Source organism: Terriglobus roseus, assembly GCF_900105625.1.
Classification (GTDB): Bacteria; Acidobacteriota; Terriglobia; order Terriglobales; family Acidobacteriaceae; genus Terriglobus; species Terriglobus roseus_B.
The window spans coordinates 574,976-589,062 of the sequence record NZ_FNSD01000001.1 but is presented as its reverse complement, the minus strand read 5'-3'; the positions used below and the strand labels follow the sequence as shown (position 1 = coordinate 589,062).

The following is a 14,087-nucleotide window of genomic DNA, read 5'->3' as shown; positions in this document are numbered from 1 at the left end:
TTCAACGTATCCATGAAGATTCGAGCGGCGCGTTCCTGGCGGATCGGTTAGTGAGGGGAGCCAGTAAGCCCGGCTCCCTTCATGATTTTGATGAACCTCTCTACACTACGGCAGGAAGTATCGGAAGCTGGTGTACACCAAGTTGTTCGTCGCCGTTGGAGCGCCGCCCGTTCCCACCCAGCCAGAGCGTGAAAGATAGCTGTAAGCCGCCCCATACTGCAACTTTCCCGCTGGTCCGCTGTAAAAGCGATAGACCCATCCGACGGAACCCTGTACGAGATCGCGCGTTGCTCCCAGGCACGTTCCTGTACCCGGAAGATAGCCCGTGGAGCCCGTGGGCACGGCCTCGGTATTGCATCCGGTGTTGTTCGCGGAAGGCGGCGCATAGCCTACCAGCGTGCCCGTGGCGCTCCGGTAAAACGTTCGCTGAACATACTCCGTACCTGCATAGCCAAACAGGTCCAGCTTCTTGGTTGCGTGATATTCCAAGGACAGCAGACCTTGTGCATTGCGTAGAGGCGACAGCGTCCCATCCGGTCGCACGGTCACGTCCGGCAAGATCGATGCGCCATATCGTCCGGTTCCGTCTCCTGCTACCAAGTGCAGACCGAGATCGAGTTTTGAGATGGGGAAGCGCGCACTTGCGACGAAGCCGCCACCAACGCGAGTGTCGTTCTGTGCATTCGCTGCCGTAGTTCCAGCCGGGTAGTAACGGTCACGGAACAGCCTCACCACGCCACCAATCTCGTAATGTCCATAGCCTGGGTCAAAAGCGGCCTTCACAACTACATCCGGAGCGACCTGGTTGGTGTAGGTGATACCAGGGTTGTTCAGGCCCGGCGCCGCTCCCGCGTTCCCGAAGAAAAAGTTTGGGGACGCGTTGGAAGCGCTGAACTGATACTGCGAGGCTTCCAGAGCGACAGCGAGCGTTGTCTTTGGCGACAGGGCCGCCTGGAATCGAAATCCGGGCTGTCGCACATAGGTGTAGCCGACATGCAGGTTGCCGTCAAAGATCAACGGCAACGCCTCCTGCCCAGGGTCTGCGGCCTTCTTACTCTCTGATAGTAATGTCCACATCTGACCGCCTGTGAACTTGTAGCGCCCGAACGCGGCCTGTCCCCATGCCTGACGAACGCGCAGCGTGTAACTGTTGGATTGCAGGTTGTTCGATGTGCTGCCTGCCGACAGGAAATCACCTTCAAAGAATCCGCTCAAGGTGCCGAAGGGGACCTTACCTGTGATCAAGACGGAGGGCCTGGTGGCTCGCGCCGATGGCACCCACTCGCTGGTGTGAGCTTCGCCTGCTCCACCGTAGGGGGTGCCGTTGAAATTCGTATAGACATCTGCATTCAATGCGCGTTGCCGCCAGATACTCTCGCCCGCAAGAAAACCACCCGGCGTAATCGTCACGCCCTTGTAGTGGATCGACACAGGCTCATCTACATTTTTCTTGATCGCCACCTGCTCCTGCGCCACTTGCTGCACATCGTTCTTGACCTCGGAGGTCTGTTGCCTAACGGCTGCAACCGATGTCTGCAGACCACTGACTCCCGCAGATGTCTGCGCCGTGGAGGTCGCCAGTGCGTCGACTTGCGCGGCGGTCTGTGCTTGAGCGCCGCTGGAACTCTCGCTGCTTCGCTTCAGCGCCGCAATCTGCGCGTCTTTCTCAGCCATCTGTCCACGAAGATCTTCGATCTCGGTCTGCATCTGCGAGAGCTTCTGCAAAACCTGCGATTGGAACGCAGACTCCGACAGAGGTGGTCGTTTCTTACCGGCCTTCGGATGGCTTTGCTGAGCCTGCGCAGCGAATGGCACGACGGACGATGAGACAAGAAGAGCTACGGTGGCTATTGCTTTCAAAAATAAATCTCCAGATGATCTCTCAGACGCATCCGGGGTGGTCAGGGTCGCTTCCGAGGAATCAACGGTGATCACCTCACTTTGTGGCGACCTTAGGCACCAGGGCACGATGCGGCGGGACATGAGGGAACGACGACGCCAGCGAGTGTGGTGAGTGCGATAGCATGGCAGCATTCCTATCATGAAGATTCGGCTCCAGGACATCGCGGACGATCTCAAGCTGTCCAAGATGACGATCTCCAGGGTGCTGCGCGGCCATGTGGACGTAAGCGCTGATACCAAGGCGCTGGTCCTGAAGCGCATGCAGGAGCTTAATTATCGTCCAAATATTTCGGCGCGCAGCCTCCGCACAGGGCAGGCGTACCTGGTGGGCCTGGTCGTTCGTGACCTCAGAGATCCTCACGTGGCAGATGTCTGCCGCGGCTTAAACAGGGTCTTCCGCGCGGCCAGTTACGGCCTGGTGGTGTCCTCGACAGACGATGATCCCGAGGGCGAGGAGCGTGAAGCGGAGCTTCATCTTTCCCGTCAGGTGGATGCACTCTTTCTGTTCGGAAATGACGGCTCGCCGGACGCCCCCGAGGCGCTGCGAAACAGTCATGTTCCTATCGTGTATCTCGGACGGAAGCCGGCAACGCTTCCAGCCTGGTCCGTGGGGCTTCGCGAGATTGAGGTGGGAAAAGCTGCCGCAGAGCACCTGTTCGCGCGCTCCGCCTGTCGGATCGCCTACCTGCGGGGTCCAAGAACATTTGCGGCGGATCAGCGCTTCAGCGGATATCTGGAGGCGCATCGCGATGCCGGCATTGCGCCGCGACAGGAACTGGCTATCGAGCCAAGGCATGGCGGAAGCGAATACGAATCTGCTTTCGGCGCAGTTCGCGGAATGCTGCAGGGGCGTATGGCGCCAGACGGAGTCATGGCCTATACGGACGCTCTTGCCGCAGGTGCGCGGGATGCCGCCCTGGGGCGCGGACTCCGCGTGCCCGAAGACTTCCAGGTGATTGGATGTGGCAACAACCTACAAGTCTGCTCGATTGGTCCGGCACTCAGCAGTGTCGACCTGGCGGGAGAAGAGATTGGAACCAAGGCCGGGCGCCTTGCGTTGAAAGCGATTGAAAATGGTGCCAACGATAAACCACGTTCGCTCACCGTCTCGCCGCGCGTCATCGCGCGTGCAACGACGCGATCTACGACCACTGCTGGGCGAGAGAAGAAAGGATAGATGCGCATGGCTCTGCGAACCGGGAGCGCCAATAAATTTGACCTCGTTGTGTTCGGCGAGTTCTTCTCGGATCTGATCTTCTACGGCCTCCGTGCTCAGCCGCGATTCGGGGAAGAGGTCAAGACGGACTCGTTCCTGATTGCGCCCGGTGGCGGACTCGCGACCTCCGCACTGGCGGCCAGCCGACTCGGCAGCGCAACAGCCATCGTGACACGCGTCGGAGGCGACGCAGAAACTTTGCCCACATGGGGTGAGATTCTTCGTGAGGGGTTGGATGTCTCCGCGTGTGAAGTACGCAAGGACCAGCCGACGGCGCTAACCGTCTCCGTTGCCTACCAATCGAACAGCATGATGGTGACGCACGATGCCATCAATCAGAACCTTGAAGATCTGCTGTCAAGCAGAACGGTTCTGGCCAAACTGCATAAGGCTCGGCACGTGCACTTTGCGTGTGCATTGCGACGACCGTCAAAGTGGATCCCAGTGATGAGAGACCTTCTGGCTTCGGGCATCACTGTATCCGCCGACTTTGGATGGAACCCGGATTTATCCCCGAAGCAGCTACTTTCAATCGTCCGTCACTGCGAATTCATCTTTCCCAACGAGCACGAGGCCAAGGCCATCACCGGCACCAACGACGCCCTGCGCGCGCTGGAAAAGTTGCAGGATTGGGTGCGAGTCCCCGTCGTCAAACTGGGTAGGCGCGGTGCCATGCTGATGGCGGATGGTCAGCTATACCGACAGTCTGCTCTCCCCATCGATATCGTCGATGCGACCGGAGCTGGCGATGCCTTTGACGGCGGTTTTCTGCACTCTTTCCTTCACGGCGCTGGGTGGGATGATTGCTTGCGTACCGGAAATGTCTGTGGCAGCCTGTCTGCTTCCCAGCCCGGCGGTTCGCAGGGGCTCCCAACGCCCAAAGAACTTCGCCAGCACCTGGCCACACTGAAGTCCGGGAAACCCCGGCGCCCCGCCTAGCCGATCGGGGCGCCAGCTGCGCAGTATCCGTGTGAATTTTCGTTGACAATCGCGCGCCAAGGCGTTAGCTTCGCCATCATCCGTTACCGATAACGATACCGATAAATGCGGCAATAGCAGCGAACCGCAGATCGGGATATTCCTAAGGGGCAGGCACATGGGTCTGGGCACTTTGGCAGTTTCTTCTCTTCGGTTTGCGCGTTACCGTTCTGCGCAGAGCGCGGTTCTTTCTCTCGCGCTGCTGCTCAGCGTGCCTGCGGCCTTCGCTCAGCTTGATAACGGCTCCATCACTGGTACTCTGCGCGATGCTGCGGGTGCCGTGATTCCCGGCGCAAGCGTCACCATCCGCAACACCGCCACAGGAGTGGCCACAACGCTTAAGACAAACGGCGATGGCTCATACCAGGCGCTCGCACTCATTCCCGGCACCTACACGGTCGAGGCAACGGCGAGCGGATTTAGTACCGCACGGAACGCAAACGTGGAAGTTCACGTTAAGACACGCGCCCAGATCGATTTCAGCCTGATGGCGGGATCGGCGACCGATACGGTCGAGGTGGTCTCGACCGTTCAGGGCCTCCAGACGCAGTCGGCTGATGTCGGCAATGTCATTGGCACAACGCAAATCAATGATCTGCCGCTGAATGCGCGACGCTATGCTGACCTGGCTCTTCTGGAGCCGGGTATCTTCAAAAATCCCGGTGCTGCGAACCCGGCACCGGATCGATTCTCCTCAAACGGAAATCTCGAGACGCAGAATTACTTTGCGCTGGATGGCGTCGACAACAATTCCGGATCGACGAATTTGCAGGAGGGCTCTGTCCAGAACGTACAGCCGCCCCCGGATGCGATTCAGGAGTTTCGCCTCCAGACCCGTACTTACTCTGCGGAGTTCGGAACTTCAGCTGGCGCAGTCGTGAACGCGACCACGAAGAGCGGTACAAACCAGATCCATGGCAGTGTCTGGGAATATGCGAGGAATAGCGTCTTCGACGCGAATAGCTGGGCGAATAAACATGTGGTCGGGATACCACTGGCAAAGGGGAACTTCAGTCAGAACCAGTTCGGTGGGACGGTCGGCGGCCATGTCGTCCGTGACAGGTTCTTTTACTTCGGGGACTACCAGGGTCTTCGTTCAACTCAATCGACCACGGTCAGTTCTGTCGTTCCGTCGGCTGCTATGAAGACGGGTGATTTGCGCGAGGTGACCTTCAACCCTGTGGGGCAATTACCTGGGCAGACAGGTTGCATCGTGGCTAAGGTTATCCAGCCATCGTGCATCGACCCGGTGGCGCGCGCGATAGCTGCGCTGCTGCCCAATCCAAACAATGCCACGGGTGCCTGGAACGGGACACCGAACTACGTCTACCAGTATCAGCTGCCGCAGCAGGTCAACTCGTTCGACACCCGCATCGACTACACCGTCACACAGCGCAACCAGCTCTTCACGCGATACAGCTTCCTCGATCAGCATCGGCAGGATCCGCCATGGACAGGGAACTCGGACATTGGAAATGGTGGCTTCGCTACAGACTACAAAATTCGCAATCAGGAGGTTGCTTTCGGACTGACGACAACTCTCTCTTCCAGCGCGGTCAACCAGTTCCGCTTTGGCTGGGGGCGTGACAGCGCCCATAGCAATCCAATCGGCGTAACCCTGGGAACGTCTGCGGCACCAAGCGTTGGGCTCACTGGCATCCCGGTCACGCCGCAGTCGGGCGGTTTGCCGCCGATCAACATCTCCGGTGGATTTCGCCGGATTGGCGTCGATCTCTTCCGTCCGCAGTTTCAGGCTGCAGGCGTATGGCAGTTTCTGGATAACTTCACAAAGCTCAAGGGCAATCACAGCATGTTGTTCGGGTATGAGTACCATCGCAATACCAACAACTTCCTGGATCTAACGGCACCCCAGGGCTACATGAGTTTCTCCGGCGTCTTTACCAACACTAACGGGTTTGGATGGCCAGACTTCCTGCTTGGGAATGTGAATCAGACCATCTTTAACAGCTACCTTGTGGTCCATAACTACCAGTTTGGTCACTCGTTCTTCGCGCAGGACACCTGGCGTGCGTCCCAAAGGCTGACGATCGTATACGGCACACGCTATGAGCTCTATTCCCCCATGCTGAATCGTACGAACAGCTTCTCAAACTTCGACGGCAGCGGTGCAGGAAGCCTCACGGTCGCGCGTGACGGAAACTGGTTTCAGCGCAGTCTGGTAAAGCCGGACAAGAATAACTTCGCACCCCGTGTAGGCTTCTCATTCCAGGCAAGCAAGAAGATGGTTCTGCGTGGTGGCTATGGTGTGTTCTACCAGTACTACAACCGGATCGGCTCAGAGGCGGCGCTTGGACAGAATCAACCTTTTCTGAAATTCGTTAACGACGCACGCACCACGGTGGCTTCCGGCACCGTCTTTCAGCTGCGTAACGGCTTCCCCGGTCCCGCTTACGCCAATGCAACTACGCCGCTTTATATTCAGAAGTCGAATTGGCAAGACCCAAACCAGCGCACCAGTTACGTGCAGCAATTCAGCCTTGGACCGCAGTTTCAGTTGAGCCCAAGTACTACTGTTGAAGTGGTCTACGTCGGTAATCTGGGCCATAAGATGAATCGCCTTCGGAATGCCAACCAGGGTTTGATTACCGGTTTCAGCGGCGCAACACCGACTGTGGCATTTCCTTATGCCAACTTGAATAACGGCGGCACGCACGCATTTCTGGAGCTCGCGACAAATGACGGCAATACGAACTACAACGGCCTTGTTTCCAGCGTTCGTCGCCAGATGACAAAAGGCCTCGGCTACCAGATCAGCTACACCTATGCTCACAACTTCAGCGACTACGCTGACAACCTCACTGCGGGATCGACCCCCCAGAATGCGTACGACTACGAGCACGAATACTCTCAGTCACCCTTCGACCAGCGTCATCGCTTGGTACTCAGTGCGCAGTGGAAGCTGCCTATTGGACAGAATGGCCTGCTGCTCAATAACACGTCCTTCGCGGCAAAGGCTCTCGGCGGATGGCAGTACAACATCATTGCAACGTTTGAATCGGGCAACCCGTTCAATGTGACTGCTGCTGATAACAGCCAGACGGGTGGTAATCACGCCGCGTATGCCAACTGCCTTGCCGGAGCATTTAACAACACGACCCATGACCGCAACTCCTTGACGAGCTTGTCGGGCACAGCAGCGTACATCAACCCCGCAGCATTCACGCAGCCTGGTGCTGGCACCTTTGGTACATGCCGGCCTCGCGCGTTTGCAGGGCCCGGACGGCGTAACTTCGATATGAGCTTGTTCAAGCAATTCGCCTTCACGGATACCAGGCGGCTTGAATTTCGCCTGGAAGGGTTCAATGTCTTCAACCACGCGAATCTGGCAAATCCAGCGGCTTCCGTATCGACGCCCGGAACCTTCGGTCGTATCAGCGGGGTTGTGAATACCGCTCGCCAGGTACAGTTGGCCGGTAAATTCTACTTCTAATCAAACCCATCCCGCAGGGCGATCGACGCGGATCGCTCGTCCTGCCGCGAGGCTTTCATGTTGGGCATGTTCAACAAAGCTCTCTGTTCCCTGGCGGCAAGTGCCTGCCTTGTTACTTCCGTCGCGCCGTTGCCGGCACAATCAGCCAAGCCGATGGTGGACGCCTGGCGCATTCCGCCAGATCAAGGCGCGGCCTCGACGTGGCAATCCCTGAAAAAACTGCACACACGCTCGAGCGTGATGATGATCGTCGCGCATCCCGACGATGAAGATGGAGCGACGCTCACGTACGAGAGCCGAGGAGAAGGCGCGCGCGTTGCGCTGCTAACGCTGGATCGTGGCGAGGGGGGAGCCAACGTCATGTCAGCGGACTATTGGGATGCCCTCGGATTGGTCCGTACCGAAGAACTATTGCAGGCAGGTCGCTACTACGGACTTGACGCACAGTACTTCACGTCCATGGCCGACTATGGTTTTTCGAAATCTCTCGACGAGGCTCTCGGCCAGTGGGGGCGTGATCGAGTGCTGGAGGAAGCCGTGCGTGTCGTTCGTACGGTGCGCCCTCTGATCGTCTGTTCTGTGTTCGTGGGTGGACCGACAGATGGTCATGGACAGCACGCGACCGCAGGCTTAATGGCGCAGGAAGTGTTCAAGGCAGCCGGCGATCCGAAGATGTTCCCAGAGCAGATCAAGGAGGGGCTGCTGCCATGGGCTCCGGTAAAGACCTATGCGCGCGCGCCGTTCCTTCGGGTCACGGAGAAAGGTATGTACGACTATGCGAACCATACCTGGGGACCAGTAGGCGTCACGAATCATGTAACGGGTAAGTGGGAGCCCGGTAAGCCCAGCGTTACGGTAGAGATTCCAGCCGGCACCTTTGACGAATTTCTGGGGCAGAGCTACACGCAGATTTCGCGCACAGGCCTGGGCTTTCAGGCATCGCAAAATGGTGGTCCGAGCGTCCCGTTCGCAGGGGACCAGCCGGCCATGTATCACCGCTTTGGATCGCATATCGATGCGAAGCCCACGGAGGTAAGTTTCTTCGACGGCATCGACATTTCGCTGGCCGGCATTGCGACACTTGCCGACGCGAAAGTTCAGGAGATGCTGCGCGGTAAGTTGCTGGCGATTAACGCGCACGTCGAAAAGGCGATTGCGGAGTTCTCAGCTCAAAAGCCGTCAGCCATAGCACCGCATCTTGCCGAAGGCAAGCTTGCCACAGAGGCACTCATCGACACCGTAGAACGAAGCCGGATGGCTGCTGAAGCAAAGTACAACGTATTGCATGAACTGCGCGCAAAGCAGCGGCAATTCAATGAAGCACTGGCTGCCGCACTGGAAGTCTCCTTACAGGCCGACGTGACACCGCCCGACCGCGACGACCCTGCCGCAGCCATGTTCCGCGGGCCGCGGACCACGTTCAGTATGGCAACACCGGGGCTCAACTTTCCGGTGGCAGTGCACTTGTATCAGCCTGCCGCCAGCGGTGTCGCCATCAATAACCTGCAAGTCACGGGAACGACGGGGAGCGATTGGCAGGCCAAACGGACTGAGGCGCCCCGGTTGCTGGAGCCGTCCAAGGCTGTCGATCTAAAGTTCAATGTGACCGTGCCCCGTAGCGAACCTTTCACGCGCCCTTATTTTGTACGCGATGGATTGCAAAACGCCTTTTATGAGGTGGATGCAAAGGCGAAGCGGAACACGCCTCTATCGCCTTATCCGCTGGAGGCGCGCGCCACCCTGGAATATGCGGGAGCCAAGGTAGAGCTCACCACAGTTGTACAAGTGGTCAGCAAGCTGAATGGACCAGGTGTAGTGCGTCATCCTATGCCTGTTGGACCCGCGCTCTCGGTAGCGTTGTCTCCAGCAGCCGGTGTCGTTCCGCTCGACAGCCAATCCACAACGGTGCGCGTCCGTGTCAAGAACAACGCGCAGGGGGCTGTGAAGCCAACAGTACGTCTCATCTTGCCCTCGGGCTGGACTGCCGAACCCTCCGCCATTCCCGTTTCCTTCACTCAAACGGGCGAGGAGCGGACAGTCAGCTTCAACGTTGTGCCGAAGGTGCAGGAGGGCAAGGAGTATAAGGTCACCGCAGTCGCGGAGCTTGATGGCCAGAAGTATACCGAGGGCTACACCACCATTGGGTATACCGGGTTGCGACCCTACTTTCTCTATGCGCCCGCAACGTATCGCACCACCGGTACCGATGTGAAGGTGGCACCGGGAATGAATGTGGCCTATGTAGAAGGCAGCGGTGATGATGTTCCCGCTGCTTTGCAGCAGATTGGTATTCACGTCTCGTACCTGTCAGCGCAGGATCTTGCAAATGGCGATCTAAGCCGCTACAACGCCATCGTGCTTGGCGTGAGGGCCTATGCGGTCCGGCCTGATCTCATCGTCAATAACGCCCGTTTGCTGCAGTACGTAGAGAACGGCGGTGTTGCCGTTGTTCAATACAACACCCCAGAGTTTGACCATAACTTCGGTCCTTACCCCTACGTCATGAGCAATGATCCGGAAGAAGTGACGGACGAAAAATCAAAAGTCAATATTCTCGTTCCTGAGAATCCGATCTTCCAATGGCCGAACAAAATTGGAACGAAAGACTTTGAGGGATGGATTGAAGAGCGTGGATCGAAGTTCTTGCAGACTTGGGATCCAAGGTACATTGCGTTGGTCGAAACGCACGATAAGGGACAGCCTGAACAAAAGGGTGGCTTGCTGTACGCGCGCTATGGGAAGGGCGTGTATATCTACAACGCGTATGCATTTTATCGGCAGCTACCCCTCGGTGTACCGGGCGCCTTCCGCCTCTTTGCCAATATGTTGAGCCTGCCGCAGAACCCTGAGCTGAAGTAGCTCGCTTGAGTACGCATGACGCAAACGGCAGCACCGTCGGAACAGCTTGAACGCAGCCTGAAGTTGCCGGGCGCCATCGCGGCCAATGTGCTCAACATGGTGGGCGTTGGACCATTTCTGACCATACCGCTTGCCCTTGCCGCGATGGGGGGACCACAGGCCATGCTGGGCTGGGTGCTGGGCGCGCTGCTGGCGTTATGCGATGGCATGGTGTGGGCGGAGCTAGGTTCCCGTTTCCCGCGCTCCGGCGGTCCCTACCACTACCTGCTGCAGGCTTTCGGTCCCCATAGTTATGGACGCATGATTGCGTTCCTGTTCCTGTGGCAATCGTTGCTGATTGGCCCCATTTCGATAGCCTCCGGCGCCGTCGGCTTCGCGGAATATGCAGGGGTGCTGCATCCCATGACATCGCTGCAGGCGAAGCTCCTTGCCATGGCGCTTTGCCTGGTGAACATGGCTGTCCTGTACCGCCCTATCCGTTCTGTCGCCGCGATGTCTGTGGTCGTAATGTCCGCTGTTCTAGCGACCTGCGTGTGGATCGTAGTGAGCGGCGCCCTCCACTTTAATGCATCGATTGCATTCAGTTTTCCGGAAGGCGCATTTCATCTGAACCGAGCCTTTTGGACTGGACTTGGCTCCGCGACCCTAATAGCGACTTACGATTATGGCGGATACAACAACGTGTGCCTGCTGGGCGGAGAGATCCAGTCGCCGCGACGAAATATCCCCCGGGCGGTCCTGGTTTCGATCGTCGCGATTGCGATGCTGTACCTCGCGATGAATCTTTCGATCATCGGAACGCTGCCCTGGCAGAGCGCTCAGCACTCCAGCGCGGTGGTCGCTGACTTCATGCGTGCGATCCATGGCACATGGGCTGCAAGAACGGTGACGGTCCTGATCCTGCTTGCGAGTTGGGGGTCCGCCTATGCGATCCTCCTGGGGTACTCGCGTGTGCCATATACCGCAGCCGTCGACGGAACCTTCCCCCACTTCTTCGCGAAGGTACATGCCAGAGGGCATTTCCCTACAACTTCACTCATCTTCATGGGAGTAGCGTCGGCAATCCTTTGCAGCGTCTCTCTGGCTGAACTGATTGCGGCGCTGATCGTGGTGCAGACTTTGCTGCAGTTCATGGCGCAGTGTGTGGCCGTCATCCTGCTTCGTAGGAACAAGCGTGGAGAGTCTGAGGAGAGCTTCCGCATGCCGCTTTACCCATTGCCTGTCGTGGTTGCTTTGGCTGGCTGGGCATACATCGTCACCACCGGGCAGCCGCGCCACATCGCCATCGCTATTGCGCTTGGCGCCGCGGGTGTCGCAGCCTTTTTGCTACGTGCGAGAAGCCAACAGGAGTGGCCATTTCAAACATCATGAATTACGACGTCACAGTAATCGGTGAGATTTATCAGGACCATGTGTTCAGCGGCTTTCGCTCGTGGCCGTCGCCAGGCGAAGAGATCTTCACCGACGCGTACGAGTGGGAGCTTGGCGGCGGTGCGGTGACGACAGCGTGTGCGCTTGCCCGTCTCGGACGCAGCGTGCAGATCATCGGCGTGGTAGGACAGGATAACTTCTCACGCATCGCAGAGCGACTAGAGCAATTTGGTGTGGGCGCGGACAGCATCGCAAGTAGTTCAGTCCGCAGCGGCGTAAGCGTCAGCATCTCGACCGTGGAAGACCGCACGTTTTTCACCTTCCGCGGGGCCAATCAGGAGTTGGAGGCACGTTTGATGCACGACGATAACCTGCTTCTGAAAGCCGCCAGGTCACGTCACGTACATCTTGCCATGCCTCTCAGCGCACGGCTTGCCCAGCACATACTTCCGAAACTCAGAGCGCGTGAGGCCACTACATCGTTGGACGTGGGCCACCATGTGGGCTGGCTGCAGGACGAGGCGAGTGTCGATGTGCTTCGAGCGATTGACTACACCATGCCAAATGAGAAGGAGGCGTCGATTCTTAGCGGTGATCCCGACCAGTATCTTGAACGATGTCGCAGCCTCGGATTACAACATGCCGTGGTGAAACTTGGTCGCGACGGAGCGGTCTCTCTGTCAAACGGAACGAAGCACCGCGTCAGACCACCCACCGTTTCCGTGACGGATACCACCGGCGCAGGGGATGCCTTCGACGCGGGATTTATTGACGCACTTCTCGATGGTGTCGGCCCTCGAGAGGTGCTGGAGCGGGCCTGCATCTGCGGGGCTATGTCCACTCGCGCTGCGGGCGCATTAGGAGCACTACCGAACCGGCCGGAGATCCGCGCCATTCTTGAGGAGCACTATGCCGCGTAAGATCGCGTTTCTGGGCGGAGGTGGGGTGCGGACCCCCCTTGTTGCTTTTGGCATCAACGAGTCCGCCACATCGTTGCAGGCTGAAGAACTGGTTTTGTATGATCTCGATCCGGAACGTGCCCAGATGACGGCCAGGCTGAGCCGTGAAGTCGTTCGACGGGACGGGGGATCGCTTCGCATTCGGGTGGCGGCTACGCCGGAAGAAGCGATCGATGGCGCATCGTTTGTACTCAACAGCGTCCGCGTCGGCGGCACCGGTACACGCGCACACGATGAGCGCGCTGCCATCGCCTGTGGATACCCTGGGCAGGAGACTACGGGGCCTGGTGGCATTGCCATGGGACAACGCACCATCCCGATCGCCATTGCGCAGGCGCGCCTAGTGGAGCGTGTCGCACCCCAGGCGTGGATCGTAAACTTCACCAATCCTGCGGGACTTATCACCCAGGCAATCATGCAGAACAGCAACGCAAAGGTCGTGGGCATCTGTGACACGCCGACGGAGATGCTTCATCGTATTGCAATCGCGTTGGACGCAACACAAGACGAAGTCGTGTGTGATTACATCGGGCTGAACCACCTGGGGTGGGTGCGCAGAGTCATGCTGCGAGGCGAAGATGTCACCCATAGAATCCTGAATGATGATGCGATCCTGTTGCAGCTCTATTCGGCGCCGTTATTTGAGCCTGACTTGATTCGCGCACTCGGTCTGATCCCTACGGAATACCTGTTCTTCTACTACTCACGCACCCGCGCACTTGAGAATCAGCGTCGCCAGGGGGCTACCCGTGGGGAACAGATTGGACAAATGAATGAGGCCTTGGCCGAGAAACTGCTGAAGCTTCACGCTGGCGGTGACGACGCCGGTGCTCTGCAAGCCTATATCGATTATCTGAACCTCCGTTCTGGTTCGTACATGAAGCTGGAAGGACAGGGGAGCTCCGCGTTCGATGATGATGCGCCGCAGGAAGACCCATTCCGCGCAGCCAGTGGATATCACCGCATTGCATTGCAGGTTATGAATGCGCTTGTTAGTGACGACACAAGTCGCATCATCGTCAACACCCGCAACGCAGACACCATACCTGAGATAGCAGCCGACGATGTCATCGAGGCGATGAGCGTCGTCGGAAAGGGCTTAATCTCTCCACTACCGGTCGGCCCACTCCCAGAGGCGGTGCGCGGTCTCGTGTTGGCAGTTAAGGCCTATGAACGCACCGCGATCGATGCCGTAATCAGTGGAAGCGAACGAGAACTGCGAAAGGCAATGCTGCTCTATCCCGCGATCGGCGAATGGGATCCATCGGCAACCCTTCTTAAGACGTTGAAGTGGAAATGAGCGAAGAAGCAACAAGGTCCCGGATCGTGGGGCATCGGACGTGCCGTCTCC

At 58.1% G+C, this 14,087-nt stretch carries 8 protein-coding genes; 7 read left to right on the top strand and 1 reads right to left on the bottom strand.

Annotated elements, in window-relative coordinates:
* Positions 1-105: 105 nt before the first annotated feature.
* Entirely contained in the window at positions 106-1,860 is a 1,755-nt protein-coding gene (locus BLW03_RS02415) for a hypothetical protein (protein WP_139285069.1), read from the bottom strand.
* A gap of 181 nt (positions 1,861-2,041) precedes the next feature.
* On the opposite strand from BLW03_RS02415, the gene BLW03_RS02410 reads away from it, so the two are divergent.
* The 7 genes from BLW03_RS02410 (at position 2,042) to BLW03_RS02380 (ending at position 14,036) form a co-directional block, all read left to right on the top strand.
* Positions 2,042-3,079, top strand: coding sequence for a LacI family DNA-binding transcriptional regulator (locus tag BLW03_RS02410; RefSeq protein WP_074652182.1), 1,038 nt, complete (start codon positions 2,042-2,044; stop codon positions 3,077-3,079).
* Positions 3,080-3,085: 6 nt separating this feature from the next.
* A complete protein-coding gene (locus tag BLW03_RS02405; RefSeq protein WP_170834935.1) occupies positions 3,086-4,057 on the top strand; it encodes a carbohydrate kinase family protein in 972 nt (323 codons plus the stop codon).
* Between the two features lie 157 nt (positions 4,058-4,214).
* Positions 4,215-7,547 (top strand): TonB-dependent receptor, encoded by a 3,333-nt coding sequence (locus BLW03_RS02400; RefSeq protein WP_074652180.1) that lies wholly within the window; start codon positions 4,215-4,217, stop codon positions 7,545-7,547.
* A 66-nt stretch (positions 7,548-7,613) separates the two neighbouring features.
* Positions 7,614-10,406, top strand: a complete 2,793-nt coding sequence (locus tag BLW03_RS02395) for a PIG-L family deacetylase (RefSeq protein ID WP_212733114.1) — start codon at positions 7,614-7,616, stop codon at positions 10,404-10,406.
* Positions 10,407-10,421: 15 nt separating this feature from the next.
* Positions 10,422-11,777 carry an APC family permease gene (locus tag BLW03_RS02390; protein ID WP_074652178.1) on the top strand — a complete coding sequence of 452 codons (1,356 nt, stop codon included), beginning with the start codon at positions 10,422-10,424 and terminating at the stop codon, positions 11,775-11,777.
* On the top strand, positions 11,774-12,697 hold the full coding sequence (locus tag BLW03_RS02385; protein ID WP_074652177.1) for a carbohydrate kinase family protein: 924 nt from the start codon (positions 11,774-11,776) through the stop codon (positions 12,695-12,697). Before BLW03_RS02390 ends, BLW03_RS02385 begins: the two co-directional genes overlap by 4 nt.
* A complete protein-coding gene (locus BLW03_RS02380) occupies positions 12,687-14,036 on the top strand; it encodes a family 4 glycosyl hydrolase (RefSeq protein WP_074652176.1) in 1,350 nt (449 codons plus the stop codon). The genes BLW03_RS02385 and BLW03_RS02380 overlap by 11 nt, the downstream gene beginning before the upstream one ends.
* Positions 14,037-14,087 lie beyond the last annotated feature (51 nt).

Excerpts from the sequence above, each read along its gene's own strand:
- BLW03_RS02410 (WP_074652182.1), top strand. The coding sequence starts at position 2,042 with ATGAAGATTCGGCTCCAGGACATCGCGGACGATCTCAAGCTGTCCAAG.
- BLW03_RS02405 (WP_170834935.1), top strand. The coding sequence starts at position 3,086 with ATGGCTCTGCGAACCGGGAGCGCCAATAAATTTGACCTCGTTGTGTTC.
- BLW03_RS02400 (WP_074652180.1), top strand. The coding sequence starts at position 4,215 with ATGGGTCTGGGCACTTTGGCAGTTTCTTCTCTTCGGTTTGCGCGTTAC.
- BLW03_RS02395 (WP_212733114.1), top strand. The coding sequence starts at position 7,614 with ATGTTCAACAAAGCTCTCTGTTCCCTGGCGGCAAGTGCCTGCCTTGTT.
- BLW03_RS02390 (WP_074652178.1), top strand. The coding sequence starts at position 10,422 with ATGACGCAAACGGCAGCACCGTCGGAACAGCTTGAACGCAGCCTGAAG.
- BLW03_RS02385 (WP_074652177.1), top strand. The coding sequence starts at position 11,774 with ATGAATTACGACGTCACAGTAATCGGTGAGATTTATCAGGACCATGTG.
- BLW03_RS02380 (WP_074652176.1), top strand. The coding sequence starts at position 12,687 with ATGCCGCGTAAGATCGCGTTTCTGGGCGGAGGTGGGGTGCGGACCCCC.